We start from the raw sequence: 17,225 nt of genomic DNA, 5'->3' as shown, positions 1-17,225 counted from the left end.
CGCCAGAACCGTTGATGATGTAGACATCATCACCCGCGCCCCCATCAAGGGTCACGGTGCTCAGGTCAACGTTGAACGTGTCGTTGAACCCCGTACCGATGACCTTTTCGATGTTGACCAGGGTGTCGCCTTGCGCGTCACCACCAACTCCGGGGAGCCCACCGCCGGTACGAATATCAACGTTCACCGCAGCAGCCGACGCCGAATAGTCCACGGTATCAGTACCCGTGCCGCCATCCAGCTTGTCCGCACCGGCACTCCCTTTGATCACATCATTGCCACCCAAGGCATAGATCTCATCATCCCCACTGGTACCTGTCAGCGTATCCACGCCGTTTGTCCCGTTTATCACTGCCATTGCGACTTCTTCCTTGCCATGTTGTTGAACCAGATACCTTTCCCGTAGCGATGTACAAACACGCGTCGCAGAAGGGTCTTTCATATGAACGAAGCTGTGGAGCCTGTATCGACGCAAACCAATCCGGGCTTGAGYCGGCCGCCGCAAATTTGTAACGCGCCCGGTACAAACAAAACAGGCGGCCCAAGGCCGCCTGCAGGTGTACATCCATGCTCGATCAGTTTGGCAGCCAGCCCTCGACCCAGTAGTTGAGGTTGTTGCCCTTGAGCATGTAATCGCGCAGCACTTCTTCGCGCAGCGCATCGCCCATGCGATAGCTCGCATCAGGGTCGGACAAGTGCATGCGGATTGCCTCGAGCCATTCCTCGGTGCTGTTGCTCACGACCTTGGTGCAAGGCAGATAGCCGCGATAGGCCTCAGTGTCGGTGCAAATCACCGGATAACCGCAGGCGCCGTACTCCAACAGACGCAGGTTGCTCTTGCAGTCGTTGAAGATATGGAATTCCAGCGGTGCCAAGGCCAGATCGAGGTTCAGGCTGGCCAGTTTGGCCGGATAGGCCTCCAGGCCGATGCTGGGATGGAACTCATGGACAAACGGACGCAAAGCTGGCGGACACATGCCGAAGAACACCCATTCGACTTCGTTGGCAAGCAGGCGCACCACGTCCGCAATGATTGCCAAGTCTCCATCATGACTCGTCCCGCCGCCCCAACCCACGCGAGGTTTGCGAGAGGTGCGGCGCTGGCTGGTGAGCCCGGTCCAGAGATGCGGGGCAAGCATGTTCGGGACGACCCGGATGTCGTGATGCATGTCCCGCAATGCATCGGCCAGGGGCTGGGTCGAGACCACAACCCGGTCACACAGCCCTACGCCACGGCGCACTATTTTATCGACCCCGACCTCAGCCTTGCGCAGGTGCGCGTTCTTCTTCGGGACATCAATCACATAATCGTCAAGTTCGAAGATGCGGAAAGCGTGCGAACAATTTTTGACTCGCTCAACCTCATCGACCGCATTCTTGCTATAGCGCCCCTGCAACACGATCACGTCGGGGGAGCACCGCTCAAGGTCAATGTCTGTCGGCGTGTGATAACTCAGGTGCCCCATCACGCGCCCGGCCGCCTCCAACTCACGGAACGGCTGGGCAACCCGGTAATGGCCCACTGCGGTGGTATTGATTGGGATCCCCAGCACCTTGGGCAAAAGCGGGCGCGAGAACGGGTCCCAGCCATCCTTGAATCCCGGCTCCAGACTGAAGTTGCTGGCGCCCAGACTCAGGTTAGGGTTGTAGGCCGGATCCCTGGCTATCACCGGCAACCATCGCTGGTAAAAACTTTTTTGCTCGGCCTGTAGCACCCTGGGAGCGGGAGTGAAGGCAGAGGATGGAACCACTCGCATCAATTCGGCGTAGGGAGTCCACACCACCAGGTATCCGTTTTGCCTCACGCGCAGGCAAAAGTCAGCGCCATTGAGTGCCTGCGCCAGATTTTGCTCGTCCAGGCCATGCAGCTCATCAAAAACTTTCTTGCGCACAAGCAGACAATCGATGCCCACGGTACTGAAATTCTGTACCGTCTGCTGGCGCTGCATGTAACCGGACGTGTTGAGCGGCTCACCACGATTGGGAACACCGACGGCCCCCCGCAACCCCAGTACCTGGGCCGTGCCCTCGATACGCCCTTGCGGACTCACCAGCCGACCGCCGACCACACCGACTTCCGGACGCTGAGCGTGATTGAGCAACTCGTCGAGCCAATCAGGGCTCACAACGACACTGTAGGGGCTGAGAAACAACAGATAGTCGCCACGGGCGTGGCCGGCAGCAAAGTTCTGCACTGCCGCCAGATTGTCACCATGATCACAGCGCAACACCCGAAGTTTGTCACTGCCCATTTGCTCCATGGCTGACAGCCAGTTGCAGGCATCAACGGCAGTACTGCCATTGTCGACAATGAGAACTTCATAGCGTTGGCAGGCGGTTTTCTCCAACACACTTTCGACGCAACGCTCCAGGGAGCCCAGTTCATCGCGGGTCGCAATGATGATCGAGACCATGGCTGGCTCATCATGCAGGTAGTCCACACGATTGATCATCGACTGGCTGCCGGGACGAATCCGGTGCGGTGCGCCGAGCCGCTGCAGATGCGCGGCCAGCACGCGAGGGCTCTGCTCGATAATCTGCGGCTGCGTGAGCCACTGGGAGAGACACAGAGCGGACTCCACGAGAACTTCAGCAATGTGCCCAATCGCATGCGGCCCGTTACTCTCCACCAGTCGCCAGACCAGATCGTGCACACCCAGCTCGCCAAAACCGTCTTGCATGCCACCCAGCTCGATCATCCGCTGCCGCTGCAGGGCCAGCACACGGCCGACATAGGGATAGCTGCGCATCAGATCCAGGTTGAAGTCCGGCTTGAACACCGGCTCGACCGAAACATCATCACGCAATCCGCCCTCGTCACTGTAGAGGCAGCGCACGTCAGGCATTTCCACCATGCGCTCTGCCAGCAACAGCAAAGCCAGTTCATTCAAGCGATCCCCCGCGCGAACCAGATAGATCCAGTCTGCGTTGTCCAACTGGGCCAGCAGACGATTGAACTGGGTAACCGGTTCATCATCCAGGCGCACATGTTGCACACCGTCGCATGGCGAGTGCTGCAATTGGGACAGCACTACCACTTGCTCAGCAGCATAGGTTTGCTGACGAATGCTCTTGAGCGTTTCTTCCAGCGCCGGAACATCACCTTCGCTGTCGAGAACAATCGGCACGATGCGTGGACGCCAGCTCCAACCCTGCAATCGGGCGTCGAGCAAGCGTTGCTGGGCCGGTTTCAAACGACGGCACGACAGCCATTCCCGATACATGTCGGCAAAGCTCTCGCACTCGACGCCTACCCGGGTGTGCACCATCGTTTGAATGAAGCCCAGTTGCCGGCCCAGCGCGGTTTCTTCCCAGGCATAGGCGTGCCCCGCAATCGCATCAGCCAGTGCCAGATAACGTACCCAGCCCGGCGCAGGCGCCGGCTCACCACTGCGCAAGGCAAGCATTTGCTTGAGCCAGTCGAGCTCGGTCATTACCGCAGTCTTGACTGGTGCCTGATCGCTCAGCCGCGCCGGATGCAAACGCTCAAGGCTCAACACCTGACCTACCACCACCAAATTGCCACGCCGTAGCAGGCAGGCAAACAAGGCGAAGTCCAGACACGCGATAAAACCTTCGCCGATCTGAGTCAGGGCCGGCAGATATTCCAGCGCATGGCGGGTTCGCAACAACGCCCCGCTGAGGCCGCTGAGAAAATTGACCAGACTGCTTTCCAGAATGCCCAGCAGATCCTCGCCCTTGAACAAGGTGACACCGGTGGAAAAACAGCAATTTTCCACACGGTCGGAAAGCAGGATGTAATCAGCGTCGTAAAACTGCCGCTGGCCGATCACCAGGTGGACATCGGCGTGGTCGATGAAGCCACCGATCTGCTGAGTGATGCATTCAGGAAGCAGCTGGTCGTCGTCGCACAGCAATTTCAGATAGTCACCGCTGGCCTCTTTGGCGCAGGCCATGAGGTTGCCCTGAAAACCCAGGCGCTGAGGATTGCGCACATAGCGCAGGCGAATCGAGACAGGCACCTCACAGGCATCGACGATCTCGCGGATCTCGTCACCGCCACTGTCATCGCAGACGATCACCTCAAGATTGGCGTAGGTCTGATTCAGCGCGCTTTGCAGTGCCGTCTGGAAGAACTGCGGGTTGAAGGCGGGGATGGCGATGGTAACAAGAGGTGCTGGTTTCACGGCGGGAGAACTCGCGAGCGGCGGGAGCTTACTTCAACGAAGTGAAACTCCCCGAACCGCTGAATAAAGACGGTTTGCACTCGGCAGTCGCAAGCCTTCGCGAGATCGCGAAGGCCCTGACTCAGACTTTGTTGAACAGCCCCAACTGAGCGATCTTGCTGAACGCCAGTTGCGAAGCTTGCAGCATGGTCTGCTGTAGAGTCAGGCGGGTCATCACTTCAGCCGGATCGGAATCGCGAATGGCCGATTGGGTCTGGGTGTTGGCGAGTGCCAGACTCTGGTTGATATCAGTCTGGGTATCCAATGACGCACCGCGACCGCCTACAGAACTGATACCGGAGGCCAGTTGGTCCATGCCGCTGGAGAGGTTGCCGATACCGGCAGTGACTGCAGCGTTCATTTGCTGAATGGCAATCGGATTATTATTGGTTGGCGTCGACAGCGCTGTTTTCAGCTGGCTGACGGTGTCCAGAATGTTTTGGGTCTGGTGCGTGTTGACCGCCACTGAGAACTGATCGCCTGCACCCGGCGTACCGGACACGGTGAACGAGACACCCGATGCTGTCGCGGTCGTACCGGCCATGGTACCGGTGGACACCGGTTTACTGTTGACGGTCAATGGCGCGGCATAGAGTTCGAAGTTCGTGGCACTGGTGAACTTGAGAATCGCCCCGCCGCCCGGGAAGCTGGCGTGGTAGTTGGTGCTGTTGGTCACAGAGGCGCCTGTCACCAGCGCAGTCGACGGGTTGCCCGGGCTGCGCGAAGTGTTGAAGCTGTCCGGCTTGGCTGCCAGCGTGAAGCTGTGCCCGGTGATCACGGTTCCCGGGACATCCCCCGCTTGCAGGTTGATGTTCAAGTTCAGATCAATGCCACGAAAACTGACAGTCTGTGTGGCCGCACCGCTGGTGGAACTGAACACGCCGTTCTGACTGGCCTCAGCGGTGACATCATTACCCAACGAGTCCGTAATTTGCAGCTGCGTGCCGCTGACGAAACTCACGGTGTAAGGCTCGCCGCTGCGGAACTTGGCGTTGTAAGTGACATCGGATTCGACCTGACCGTTGGACAACACCACACGACCGTCATCGACCGCAGGCGCGGTGAGCGTGGTCYGAGTCCGGGTAGTGTTGATCGCCTGCTGGAACACGTCCCAACCGGTGCTGTTGGTGGCCATCGACTGGGTATCGCCAATCGGCAGATCCAGCGTGACCTGATCACCGTTGTAGGCGTAGCTGCCATCGCTGTTGCGGGTGAACGGCACCACATCGCCCTTGGACCCGGAGAAGATGTACTTGCCGTTTTCATCCTTGGTGTTCATCAGGCTGAGCAGTTGCTCTTCAATCTGCCCCAGTTCGGAAGCGTTCGCCTGACGGTCGGCATCGGTATAGCCTGCGTTGCCTGCGCCGAGCGCCAGCTCTTTGGCGCGCTGCAGCACGTTGCCAATACTGGTCATCACCGACTCGGTCTGGCCTAGGGTGCCTTTGATGGTGGTCATGTTGGCCGAGTACTGGTCAAGCATCGAAGCCTGCTGACCCAATTGCAGCAAACGCGAAGCGCCGACCGGATCGTCGGCCGCGGTATTCACGCGAACCAGGCTGCTGGCCTCTTCGCTGCTCTTGACCACGTTGGAAAAGTTCTTCTGATAGTTGGCAGCAGAGGACTCGTAAAACTGGGCGGTAGAAATGCGCATGGGCTACGACTCCTTAAAGACTGTTGATCAGTGTGCTGAAGATTTCCTGCGCAGCCTTGATGATCTGCGAAGACGCGGTGTAGTACTGCTGATACTTGACCAGGTTGCCGGTTTCCTCATCGAGGTCGACACCGGACAACGAGTCGCGAGCGCCCTTGGCGTTGGCCAGGATGGCGGTGGTCGCGGCACTGTCGAGTTTGCCTTGAGCGGCCTTGGCGCCGACGCCCGAGACCAGCTTGCCGTAGGCATCGTTCAGGGAAATACCGTTGCTGGCCGAACCGGTGTCCACGGTCTGCTTGGTCTGCAAGGCAGCCAGCGTGGTGCCGTTACGGTTATCCAGCGAACCCGGCTGGCTGAGCGATACGTTGATCGCAGTGCCGTTACCTGGCGAACCGGCCACGGTCATGTCAAACGACACAGTGCGCTGCACGATGGGCGGTCCCGGATCATTGATCGCGGCGCCGGTGCCGTCGACCAGCGGAATGGTCAGGCTCAGCGTATTGTTCTGGCCCGGCACGATGGTGCCGCTGCTGAGCGCGTTGCCTTGGGCATCGAGCATTTGGTAAGTCTGAGTCGTACCACCGGCCGCACCAAATACGATCTTGACCGGCGTCGAAGTCTTCAGGCCGTTCTGGAGCGTGGTGGTGGTCGCCGTGTCGTAGATATCGAACTTGGTGGTCAGGGTCGGTTGACCGCTGGCCGGAATCGTCAGTGTGCCGCTGCCGCCCGCAGCAATCGCCGCGCCCAACGGTGCCGCGATGGCCAGACGCTTGGAGTCGGTCATCTCGGTCTTGATGTTGGTCGCCGCGTTGCGGGTCGGGGTGATCTTGAACGTGTCGCCGGCGGCTGCGGTGCCACCGGAAAGTGTCATGGAGAAACCATCGATCACCGGCGGTGGCGTGGTCAGCGTGCTGAACGCGCCCATGGCGGTGCCTTCAGGCAGACGCTGCACGGTGTAGTTGGTGGCGCTGGTGAAGGTGACCTTGTAATCGTTAATGGTCAGCTTGCCGCTGTCCTCGATGCTCACATCGAAGTTGCCGGAGCCGGCGCTGTTGCCGACCGTGGCAACGCTGCGTTGGGCCATTTGCGCGGCGGTGTTGATGCTGTTGAACAGGTTCGAACCAAAATCACCGTTCTTGTCGATGCCCTGGGCCTGGACGGTGTTCATCTGATCGGCGACGACCAGCGCCACACGCCCCAGTTCATTCATGGCTGGGTCCAGCACGGTGCTGCGATAACGCAGCAAGCCGCCCATCTCGCCACCGGTCATCACCGAGGTGATATCGATGGTGCTCGAACCGCGATTGAGCTGAATGGCCGAACGCGACGGATCGTCTTTGCTCGGCACCACTTCCAGCTTGCTGGCAGTGCTGCCCATGACCAGCGGTTGACCGCTGCCCAGGTAAATGTCGAGGTTGCCGTCACGCTCGATCACCTGCGCACCGGTGAAGGTGGACAACTGGCGCACGGTCTCGTTGCGCGCGTCGAGCAAGTCGTTGGGCTGGCCGCCGGCGTTGGAAACTTCGGAGATCTTCTGGTTCAACTGGGCCACGGTGGCCGCCAGTTTGTTGACCTGATCGGCCATGTCCGCCAGGTTGCCGTTGATGTCCGCGTTCTGCGCGGTCAACTGGCTGGAGATCGAGTTGAAACGGTTGCTCACCGCTTGCGCATCGCTGAGCAGCAGTTGGCGGGAAGCATCGTCGCCCGGTTTGGCGTTGACGTTCTGTACCGAGGCGAAGAACTTGGTCAGGGCGCCGTTGAGGCCGGTGCCGCTGTCTGACAGCAACTTATCGAGCGGGCTGATCTGCCCGGCATAGGCAGCCGAGTCGCTGTTGAGCGAGGTGGTGGTTTGCAGTTGCGCATCGAGGTAGCTGTTGTACACCCGACGCACATCGGCCAGGGTCGTACCCGTGCCGATGTAGACATTGCCGAACTGATTCGAGGCCTTGCTGCCCTGCACGGTTTGCTGACGCGAGTAGCCTGCGGTGTCGGCGTTGGCAATGTTGTTACCGGTCACCATCAACGCGCTTTGGCCAGCGGATAAACCCGACATCCCGATGTTGAGCAAACTCATGATTCAAACCTTATGCCTTGTGCCTATAAAGGCGTAGTGGAAGCGCCCGCTGCAGCGTAGTTTTGGTAACTCGTCATCTGCTTGGCTATCTGCGAAATCTTGCTTGCGTAATCCGGGTCGGTTGCATACCCGGCTTTTTGCAACTCGCGTACAAACTGTTCTGGGTTATCGGCCGACTTCAGCACATCTTGATAGCGATTGTTGCTTTGCAGCAGCGTCACAAGGTCATGGAAACTGTCCTTGTAAGAGGCGTAGGAACGGAACTCAGCCGTCTCCTTGACCATCTGGCCATTTCTGAATTCGCTGGTGATCGCCCGCGCCGAATCACCCTTCCAGTTACCACTGGCCTTGATCCCGAACAGGTTGTGGCTACTGCTGCCATCCTGGGCGCGCATGACCGATTTGCCCCAACCGGTTTCCAGGGCGGCCTGAGCCACCAGGTAACGCGGATCGACACCGATACGGTCGGCGGCTTCTTTGGCCATTGGCAGCATGGTGTTGACGAATTCGTCGGCGGAGCTGAAGGCTTTCTTCGCCGGTGCCAGGGGGATTTGAGCCATGGCACGACCATAAATCTGCAGGCGCCCGCTGGAGGTCGTATCCGTTTGCGAAGCCAGCCAATCGCCGTTGTACAGCGGGCCGGAACCGGTCGCGGTGCTCGGCGGCACCTGGATTTTGTTCTGCGTTGCGGTGGCGGTTGTCGCCGTGGTCGATGCCGATGGCACCAGCCCTGCGAGCAAACGGTCGGCCAGTTTCGGTGGCAGCGCCAGACGCCGCTGATTGATCAGCGCCATGTCGTTGCGGTGTGCGCCCTCGCCCGCACCTGCCGGCGCCCTCACCGCGCGTGAAGCCCACAACGGGCGCTCGCCATTGAGGCGCGACAGCGGCCCATTGGTGGCGACCGTACCGGCGGCAATCGGTGTTTCCACGGCGGCCTTCGCGGCGGCTTGCTTGGCGGCAGATGCTGCCGCAGCCTCACCCGGCGCCAACGGTTTGTTCTTCGACATCTGGCGCATCAACACGTCAGCCAGGCCGATACCGCCGCCTTCGCGAGACAGGGAAACGGYCAACTGCTGGTCGTACATTTCCTGGTATTGCTTGGCTGCCGGCGTGTTGAGCGGATTATCCTTGCCCAGCGCTTCGGTGGCCGAGCGCATGGACTTGAGCATTTCGCCGAGGAACAGCGACTCGAATTCCTGCGCCACTTTGCGCATGTTCGCATCGCTGTTCTTGTCGCCGACCTTGAGCTGATTCAAACGATTCAGGTCCGAGTAGGAACCCGAATCGCTGCTGCTGACCAGACCGCTTTTGCGCATATCCATGATCGCCGTCCTCAGATCACGATCAGGTCGGCTTGCAACGCGCCGGCCTGTTTCAACGCTTCGAGGATCGCCATCAAGTCACCCGGTGCTGCGCCGACCTGGTTCACCGCACGAACGATCTCGTCGAGGGTGGTGCCCGGGCCGAACTTGAACATCGGCTTGGCTTCTTGCTGAGCGTTGACCCGCGAACGCGGCACGACCGCCGTCTGCCCGTTGGACAGAGGGCCGGGCTGGCTGACGATCGGGTCTTCAGTGATGGTCACGGTCAGGCTGCCGTGGGTCACGGCGGCCGGGGAAACCTTGACGTTCTGGCCGATCACGATGGTGCCGGTGCGCGAGTTGATGATGACTTTCGCCACCGCCTGACCCGGATCGACTTCGAGGTTTTCCAGGATCGACAAATAGTCGACCCGCTGGCTTGGATCGAGTGGCGCAGTCACGCGGATCGAGCCGCCATCGATGGCCTGAGCGACGCCAGGGCCAAGCATGTCGTTGATCTTGTCGACGATGCGCTTGGCCGTGGTGAAGTCCGAACGGTTGAGGTTCAGGGTCAGGCTGTTGCCCTGATTGAAGCCGCTCGGCACTGCCCGCTCGACCGACGCACCGCCGGGGATGCGACCGGCCGACGGAACGTTGACGGTGATCTTGGAACCGTCACGACCTTCGGCATCGAAGCCGCCGACCACCAGGTTGCCCTGAGCCACGGCATAGACGTTGCCATCGATACCTTTGAGCGGCGTCAACAGCAAGGTGCCGCCGCGCAGGCTCTTGGAGTTACCGATGGACGCTACGGTGATGTCTATCTGCTGACCCGGCTTGGCGAACGCTGGCAAATCGGCGCTGATCGACACCGCCGCGACGTTCTTCAACTGCACGTTGCCCGAACCCGGCGGCACCTTGATGCCGAACTGCGAGAGCATGTTGTTGAAGGTCTGCAGGGTGAACGGGGTTTGCGTCGTCTGGTCGCCGGTACCGTTAAGCCCGACCACCAGGCCGTAGCCGATCAATTGGTTGGAACGCACGCCGGAAATACTGGCGATGTCCTTCAGCCGCTCGGCTTGAGCATCGAAGGCCGCCGTCAACAACAGGACGCCCACCATAAGGCTTTTCAGATTCAACGTAGCCACCTAGAAAGGGAACAGCGGGCTGAGGAAGAAACGGTCGAACCAGCCTGGCTGACTCGCATCGGCAAACGAACCGGTGCCCGAATAGGTGATGCGTGCATCGGCGATACGGGTCGACGAAACGGTGTTGTCAGTCGCGATGTCATCGGCGCGAACAAGCCCTGCAATCCGYACCAGTTCATCACCGGTATTGAGGGTCATCCACTTCTCGCCGCGTACGGCGATGATACCGTTGGGCAACACGTCGGCGACGGTCACGGTGATCGAGCCGGTGAGGCTGTTGCCCTGCCCGGCCTTGCTGTCACCCTTGGTCGCGCGGTCGCCGCTGTAGCTGGCATCCAGACTCAGGTCGCCGCTGTCGAGCGGGTTATTTACGCTGGGCTTAGTGCCGAACAATGAGGAAAGACCAATGCTGGTCTTGCTGGTCTTGTCGACCTGGGAATTGGCGTTCTTGCTCGCCTGGGTGCGCTCGTTCAGGGTGATGGTGATGATGTCACCGACCCGGAATGCCTTGCGGTCGCTGTACAGGTTCTGTTCGAAACCGGCCTGGTAGATCGAGCCGTTATTGGCGGCAGCCGGCAGCGGCGTGCGCGGCAACACCGGGGCGTAGTAAGGGTCATTGGGCTTTGGCGTCGGACCGACGCACCCCGCCAGCGCGGCGACCCCACTCAGTGCCAGAACAGATACGAAGCGATTCATGASCCTACCTCACGGTGTTGCAGGCGACCTCATGGCCGCCTCATAGACTTGATTACAGATTCTGCGTTACGAACGAGAGCATCTGGTCGGCGGTGGAGATCACTTTGGAGTTCATCTCGTAGGCGCGCTGAGTGGTGATCATGTTGACCATTTCTTCAACGGTGCTGACGTTGGACGTTTCCAGGGTGTTCTGCAGCGTGGTGCCGAAACCGGCCAGGCCCGGGGTGCCGACTTGCGGCGCGCCACTGGCAGCGGTTTCCAGGAACAGGTTGTTACCCACCGCTTGCAGACCGGCCGGGTTGATGAAGTCGGCGGTTTGCAGGTTGCCGATCACCTGGGCGGCCGGGCTGCCGGCAACAGTGATGGACACGGTGCCGTCACGGCCAACGGTGAACGTCTGGGCGTTGTTCGGAATGACAATGGCCGGCTCCAGGGCAAAGCCGCTGGCGTTGACGATCTGACCGTTGGAATCCAGGTGAAAGGTACCGTCACGGGTGTAGGACGTGGTGCCATCGGGCTGCAGGATCTGGAAGAAACCGCGACCGTCGATGGCCATGTCCAATGGCTGCTCGGTGGTTTGCAGGCTGCCGGCGGTGAAGTTTTTCTGGGTGCCGACGATGCGCACACCGGTACCCACTTGCAGACCCGACGGCAGTTCGCTGTCCTGGGTCGACTGGGCGCCTGGCTGGCGTTTGATCTGATACAGCAAGTCCTGGAATTCGGCGCGGTCACGTTTGAAACCCGTGGTCGATACGTTCGCCAGGTTGTTGGAAATGGTGGTGAGGTTGGTGTCCTGGGCGGACAGACCTGTTTTGGCAACCCATAGAGCCGGAAGCATTCGTTTCTCCTCGTGCGCCTGTTTTACGGCGCGACGTTCTGATAATTAGCTGATCTGCAAGACCCGAGCCATGGCCTGGTCATCGTCTTTGGCGGTGTTCATCATCTTGATGTGCAGCTCGAACTGCTTGGCCAGCGCCAGTACCGAAGTCATTTCTTCCACGGCATTGACGTTGCTCGACTCGAGGAATCCGGACACCAGCTTGACGCCGGCATCGGCTTGCGCCGGCTTGCCGTCCTTGGTGTGGATCGAACCGTCCAGGCCTTTGGTCATGTTCTTGAAGTCCGGGTTGACCAGCTTGATGCGGTCGACTTCGGCCATCACACGCGGGCCTTCGCCCATCGCACGGATACTGACGGTGCCATCTTCGCCGACTTCGATCTGCTGCTCAGGCGGCACGGCAATCAGACCGCCATTGCCCATCACCGGCATGCCGTTGCCGGCGCGCAACACGCCCAGCGCATCAACGTTCAGGCTGCCGGTGCGCACGTAGCTCTCACCGCCATCGGGGCTCTGCACGGCGATCCAGCCGTTGCCTTGCACCGCGACATCGAGGTCACGGCCGGTTTCCACCAGGGCGCCCGGGGAGAAGTCGGTGGCCGGACGTTCGCTCATGGCAAACGCACGCGCCGGAAAGCTGTCACCAAACACCGGCATCGAACGGGCCTGCTCCAGGTCCTTCTGAAAACCATTGGTAGAGATGTTCGCCAGGTTGTTGGCATGAGCCTTCTGCGCCAGTGCATTCTGGCTGGCGCCGGTCATTGCCACATAAAGGTACTTGTCCACACTCTTTCCTCTGCATGCCGGACGTTTGCCGCCCACCGCTGTACTGCTGAGCCATAAGCAATTTGCAGACCAACTTTTTTCTGGCGGCGCCGGGCCCGGCAAACAAAGGACTTGAGGGATTTAGAGGGGATTGAAGGAATGTATCGAAGACGAAAAACCGGCGGTGTCATGCCGCCAAGAGGCAAGGATCAGCCTGGACGCTGATCGTTCCCCTGTGGCGAGGGCGCTTGCTCCCGCTGGGCTGCGCAGCAGCCCCAAAAATGACAACCGAATTATTGCAGGCAGATCGCGCAGGTAGGTTTTGCGGCCGCTTCGCGCCCGAGCGGGAGCAAGCTCCCTCGCCACAAAAGCCGCTTAACCGGGCTCTTTACCGACCTCATACTCGCGCAACTTATTGGCAATGGTGGTATGGGAAACCCCCAGTCGCTTGCCCAGTTGCCGACTGCTCGGATACTCGGAATACAAGCGCTCCAGCACGGCTTTCTCGAAGCGCCCGACAATCTCGTCCAGCCCACCCTCGAGGGAGAAATCGCCAAGCGGCTGACGCACGCCGTAGTCCGGCAGACGAATGTGCTCGGCTTTGACGGTGCCGCCCTCGCACAGGGAAACCGCCTGAAACAGCACGTTCTCCAACTGCCGCACGTTACCCGGCCAGTGATAGTGACTGAGTCGTTCCATCGCCGCCGGCGCCAGCTTCGGCAGTGGGCAACCGATCTGTCGGCTGGCCTGATCGAGGAAGTGCTCCACCAGCGGCGCCAGTCCGTCGAGGCATTCGCGCAGTGGCGGGATGTGCAACGAGAGCACGTTCAAGCGGTGGTACAAGTCCTGGCGAAATTCACCGCGAGCACACAGCTCGGACAAGTCCACCTGAGTCGCGCAGATCACCCGCACATCCAGATAGACCTCTTCATCGCTGCCGACACGACGGAAGCAACCGTCCTGCAGAAAGCGCAGTAATTTCACCTGCAAGCGCGGGCTCATTTCGCCGACGCCATCGAGAAACAACGTACCGCCCGCCGTCAGCTCCAGGAGCCCGAGCTTGCCTTCGGCCCGCGCCCCTTCGAAGGCGCCGGGGCCGTAGCCGAACAATTCGGTCTCGGCCATGGACTCTGGCAGGCCGGCGCAGTTGAGCGCCATCAGCGGTGATTGCCCACGCGGGCTCGCCAGGTGACAGGCCCGCGCCAACAACTCTTTGCCGGTGCCGGTTTCGCCTTCGATCAATAGCGGCGCATCCAGCGGTGCCATGCGCCGCGCTTCGCGAACCACCGCCGCCATCACTTTCGAGCTTTGGAAAATGCTGTCGAAGCCGCGCAACTCCTGTTTGCGCACGTTATAGATGCGCTCGCCCACCCGGTCCGCCCGGTGCAGCGTCAACACCGCACCGGCCATGGCCTCGCTTTCGTCATGCTCCGATTGCAGCGGCGCGATGTCGGCGAGAAACACGTCACCCTTGACCTTCACCCGCAAGCCGTTGATCCGCGACTTGTTGGCGCGCACCAGTTCCGGCAAATCGAAGTCTTCGGCGTACCGAGACAGCGGAATCCCCGGCACCTCATCCACCCGCACCCCGAGCAATTGCGCCGCCGCACGGTTGGCCGCGACGATGGAACCGCCCATGTCGATCGACAGAACCGGAAACTCCAGGGCACCGAGCAAGGCATTGAGCTCCATGTGCCGACGCTCACTGGGCATCAGCCCTACACGCTTGACGCCGAATACCCCACCAATCGCCTCGAACTTCGGCCGCAACGCCTGGAACTGAATGTTGATCAGGTTCGGACAGTGCAGATAGATCGCATTGCCATGCTCACCACCCACCTCGCCGCGAGCGACGTTGATCCCGTACTCGACCAACAGGTTGAGAATGTCGCGCAGGATACCGATGCGGTTCTGGCAGTGGACTTTGATACGCATATGAAGGCCCGTAACAGCGGTGATCGAGGCCCGGCGCAAGGAATTTTCTGCGCGAGCACCAAGTTAGTCGTCAAGATTATGTGACACCTGTAGGCCATTTCAAACCCGTAAATATCAATACTTGCGCCACAGCAGACAATACGTAACGAAAACTTTACGAAGAGCGCGGATTTTTCCTACGCAAGACGCGGATCACCTGCTGCAACACCGAACACCTTGGGGTATTTCTAGGTCCATAGCTGTACACACAACAAGAACGATTCCCCTAGCAGGAGAGCAGCATGAAGCAGACGCAATACGTGGCTCGCGAGCCCGATGCGCAAGGTTTTATCGACTACCCCGCTGAAGAACACGCGGTGTGGAATACGCTGATCACTCGCCAACTGAAAGTGGTCGAGGGTCGTGCATGCCAGGAATACCTGGACGGTATCGAAAAACTCGGTCTGCCCCACGACCGCATTCCGCAACTCGGCGAAATCAACAAAGTCCTCGGTGAAACCACCGGCTGGCAAGTTGCCCGGGTGCCCGCGCTGATTCCCTTCCAGACCTTTTTCGAATTGCTGGCGAACAAGCAGTTTCCGGTGGCGACCTTTATTCGTACCCGCGAAGAACTGGATTACCTGCAAGAGCCGGACATTTTCCACGAGATCTTCGGCCACTGCCCGTTGCTGACCAACCCCTGGTTCGCCGAATTCACCCACACCTACGGCAAACTCGGCCTACAGGCCTCCAAGGAAGAGCGCGTGTACCTGGCGCGTCTGTACTGGATGACCATCGAGTTCGGCCTGGTCGACACGCCGCAAGGCCTGCGCATCTATGGCGGCGGCATCCTGTCCTCGCCGAAAGAAACTGTTTACGCCCTGTCGGATGCGCCTGAGCATCAGGCCTTCGACCCACTGGAATGCATGCGTACACCGTATCGCATCGACATTCTGCAGCCGCTGTACTTTGTCCTGCCGAACCTCAAGCGCCTGTTCGATCTGGCCCACGAAGACATCATGGGCATGGTCAAACAAGGCATGCAGCTTGGGTTGCACGCACCGAAATTTCCGCCAAAAGCTGCGTGACCCGCGACTTTTGGCATCAAGTGAGTCTGTTACAGATCGCCGCTTTGCTTTAGCGTGGTCCCACTGACGACCGTTTTTCAAAACACTCGATTTCAGGAACACATCATGTCCACATTGAACCAAGCCCATTGCGAAGCCTGCCGCGCCGACGCCCCTCAGGTCAGCGACGAAGAACTGCCGATCCTGATCAAGCAGATCCCTGACTGGAACATCGAAGTGCGCGACGGTGTGATGCAGTTGGAAAAAGTTTTCCTGTTCAAGAACTTCAAGCACGCGCTGGCGTTCACCAACGCCGTTGGCGAAATCTCCGAGGCCGAAGGTCACCACCCGGGCCTGCTGACCGAGTGGGGCAAAGTCACCGTGACCTGGTGGAGCCACTCCATCAAGGGCCTGCACCGCAACGACTTCATCATGGCCGCGCGCACTGACGAAGTGGCCAAAGACGCCGAGGGCCGCAAATAATGCATTTCGACGCCATCGGCCGAGTACCCGGCGACCCGATTCTCGGCCTGATGGAGGCCTATGCGCAGGACCCTAACCCGCGCAAGTTCGACCTTGGCGTGGGTGTCTACAAAGACGCCCAGGGCCTGACGCCGATCCTTGAAGCGGTGAAGCTTGCCGAGCAGCGCCTGGTGGATCGCCAGGCCACCAAGACTTACATCGGCGGCCACGGCGATGCGGCGTTCGGCAAAGTCATCAACGAGCTTGTGCTGGGTGCTGATTCGGCGCTGATCGCCGAGCAACGGGCCGGCGTCACGCAAACGCCGGGCGGCACCGGTGCGCTGCGCTTGAGCGCCGACTTCATCGCCCAATGCCTGCCGGGCCGTGGCGTGTGGCTGAGCAGCCCGACCTGGCCGATCCACGAAACGATTTTCGCAACGGCCGGGGTCAAGGTCAGTCACTACCCGTACGTGGGCAGCGATAACCGTCTCGATGTCGAAGCGATGCTCGAAGTGCTCAATCAAGCACCGAAGGGCGATGTGGTGCTGCTGCACGCCTGCTGCCACAACCCGACCGGTTTCGACCTGTCCCATGACGATTGGCGCCGGGTGCTGGACGTGGTGCGCAGTCGCGACTTGCTGCCTCTGATCGACTTCGCCTATCAGGGCTTCGGCGATGGCCTGGAACAAGATGCCTGGTCGACCCGGTTGTTCGCCGCCGAGTTGCCGGAAGTGCTGATCACCAGTTCCTGCTCGAAAAACTTCGGCCTGTACCGCGACCGCACCGGTGCGCTGATTGTCTGCGCGCAAACCGCCGGCAAGCTGGTGGACATCCGCAGCCAACTGGCCAACATCGCCCGCAACCTGTGGTCGACACCGCCGGATCACGGCGCCGCCGTCGTCGCGACCATCCTTGGCGATCCAGAGCTGAAAAGCCGCTGGGCCGACGAAGTGGAAGCCATGCGTTTGCGCATCGCCCAGCTGCGCAGTGGCCTGGTCGAAGCGCTTGAACCCCACGGCTTGCGCGAGCGGTTTGCGCACATTGGCGTTCAACGCGGGATGTTTTCCTACACCGGTTTGTCGCCGGAGCAGGTCAAGCAACTGCGCGAACATCACAGTCAGT

Annotated in this window: 13 protein-coding genes; 3 read left to right on the top strand and 10 right to left on the bottom strand. The window is 60.2% G+C overall.

Going from position 1 to position 17,225, the window contains the following annotated elements:
- The 10 genes from AC1DIS_RS28120 to AC1DIS_RS28075 all read right to left on the bottom strand — a co-directional run.
- Positions 1 to 358 (bottom strand): calcium-binding protein (locus AC1DIS_RS28120; RefSeq protein ID WP_477781229.1); only part of this gene is annotated, 358 nt, incomplete at its 3' end.
- Positions 359 to 575: 217 nt separating this feature from the next.
- On the bottom strand, positions 576 to 4,148 hold the full coding sequence (locus AC1DIS_RS28115) for a glycosyltransferase (protein ID WP_477744228.1): 3,573 nt from the start codon (positions 4,146 to 4,148) through the stop codon (positions 576 to 578).
- Positions 4,149 to 4,269: 121 nt separating this feature from the next.
- Positions 4,270 to 5,838 carry a flagellar hook-associated protein 3 gene (locus AC1DIS_RS28110; protein WP_477781228.1) on the bottom strand — a complete coding sequence of 523 codons (1,569 nt, stop codon included), beginning with the start codon at positions 5,836 to 5,838 and terminating at the stop codon, positions 4,270 to 4,272.
- A 13-nt stretch (positions 5,839 to 5,851) separates the two neighbouring features.
- Positions 5,852 to 7,912 carry a flagellar hook-associated protein FlgK gene (flgK, locus tag AC1DIS_RS28105; RefSeq protein ID WP_064619547.1) on the bottom strand — a complete coding sequence of 687 codons (2,061 nt, stop codon included), beginning with the start codon at positions 7,910 to 7,912 and terminating at the stop codon, positions 5,852 to 5,854.
- A 23-nt stretch (positions 7,913 to 7,935) separates the two neighbouring features.
- Positions 7,936 to 9,234, bottom strand: a complete 1,299-nt coding sequence (gene flgJ / locus AC1DIS_RS28100; RefSeq protein ID WP_477781227.1) for a flagellar assembly peptidoglycan hydrolase FlgJ — start codon at positions 9,232 to 9,234, stop codon at positions 7,936 to 7,938.
- An 11-nt stretch (positions 9,235 to 9,245) separates the two neighbouring features.
- Positions 9,246 to 10,334 carry a flagellar basal body P-ring protein FlgI gene (locus AC1DIS_RS28095; RefSeq protein WP_032831038.1) on the bottom strand — a complete coding sequence of 363 codons (1,089 nt, stop codon included), beginning with the start codon at positions 10,332 to 10,334 and terminating at the stop codon, positions 9,246 to 9,248.
- A gap of 27 nt (positions 10,335 to 10,361) precedes the next feature.
- A complete protein-coding gene (gene flgH, locus AC1DIS_RS28090) occupies positions 10,362 to 11,057 on the bottom strand; it encodes a flagellar basal body L-ring protein FlgH (protein ID WP_064619552.1) in 696 nt (231 codons plus the stop codon).
- 52 nt (positions 11,058 to 11,109) lie between these two features.
- Entirely contained in the window at positions 11,110 to 11,895 is a 786-nt protein-coding gene (gene flgG / locus AC1DIS_RS28085) for a flagellar basal-body rod protein FlgG (RefSeq protein WP_007938559.1), read from the bottom strand.
- A gap of 45 nt (positions 11,896 to 11,940) precedes the next feature.
- The gene (locus AC1DIS_RS28080; RefSeq protein ID WP_064619555.1) at positions 11,941 to 12,681 is read right to left on the bottom strand and encodes a flagellar basal body rod protein FlgF; all 741 of its coding nucleotides are present in this window, start codon (positions 12,679 to 12,681) and stop codon (positions 11,941 to 11,943) included.
- Positions 12,682 to 13,035: 354 nt separating this feature from the next.
- Positions 13,036 to 14,595: a sigma-54-dependent phenylalanine hydroxylase transcriptional regulator PhhR gene (locus AC1DIS_RS28075; RefSeq protein WP_007938551.1), complete on the bottom strand. Its 1,560-nt coding sequence runs from the start codon at positions 14,593 to 14,595 to the stop codon at positions 13,036 to 13,038.
- Between the two features lie 281 nt (positions 14,596 to 14,876).
- Here AC1DIS_RS28075 and phhA point away from each other — a divergent pair, with 281 nt between their 5' ends.
- The 3 genes from phhA to AC1DIS_RS28060 form a co-directional block, all read left to right on the top strand.
- Positions 14,877 to 15,662 carry a phenylalanine 4-monooxygenase gene (gene phhA / locus AC1DIS_RS28070; RefSeq protein ID WP_018929945.1) on the top strand — a complete coding sequence of 262 codons (786 nt, stop codon included), beginning with the start codon at positions 14,877 to 14,879 and terminating at the stop codon, positions 15,660 to 15,662.
- A 105-nt stretch (positions 15,663 to 15,767) separates the two neighbouring features.
- Entirely contained in the window at positions 15,768 to 16,124 is a 357-nt protein-coding gene (locus AC1DIS_RS28065; RefSeq protein WP_018929944.1) for a 4a-hydroxytetrahydrobiopterin dehydratase, read from the top strand.
- The coding region (locus tag AC1DIS_RS28060) for an amino acid aminotransferase (protein ID WP_477781226.1) at positions 16,124 to 17,225 on the top strand (1,102 nt) is incomplete at its 3' end. The genes AC1DIS_RS28065 and AC1DIS_RS28060, both read left to right, overlap by 1 nt.

The organism is Pseudomonas sp. 05N433 (assembly GCF_056396925.1).
Note: the sequence above shows the minus strand (reverse complement) of the source record. Positions and strands in the feature narration are given on the sequence as shown.

What these genes read in the sequence shown, in the direction of transcription:
- phhA (WP_018929945.1), top strand. Translation starts at nt 14,877, where the DNA reads ATGAAGCAGACGCAATACGTGGCTCGCGAGCCCGATGCGCAAGGTTTT.
- AC1DIS_RS28075 (WP_007938551.1), bottom strand. Translation starts at nt 14,595, where the DNA reads ATGCGTATCAAAGTCCACTGCCAGAACCGCATCGGTATCCTGCGCGAC.
- flgG (WP_007938559.1), bottom strand. Translation starts at nt 11,895, where the DNA reads ATGCTTCCGGCTCTATGGGTTGCCAAAACAGGTCTGTCCGCCCAGGAC.
- AC1DIS_RS28065 (WP_018929944.1), top strand. Translation starts at nt 15,768, where the DNA reads ATGTCCACATTGAACCAAGCCCATTGCGAAGCCTGCCGCGCCGACGCC.
- AC1DIS_RS28095 (WP_032831038.1), bottom strand. Translation starts at nt 10,334, where the DNA reads ATGGTGGGCGTCCTGTTGTTGACGGCGGCCTTCGATGCTCAAGCCGAG.
- flgK (WP_064619547.1), bottom strand. Translation starts at nt 7,912, where the DNA reads ATGAGTTTGCTCAACATCGGGATGTCGGGTTTATCCGCTGGCCAAAGC.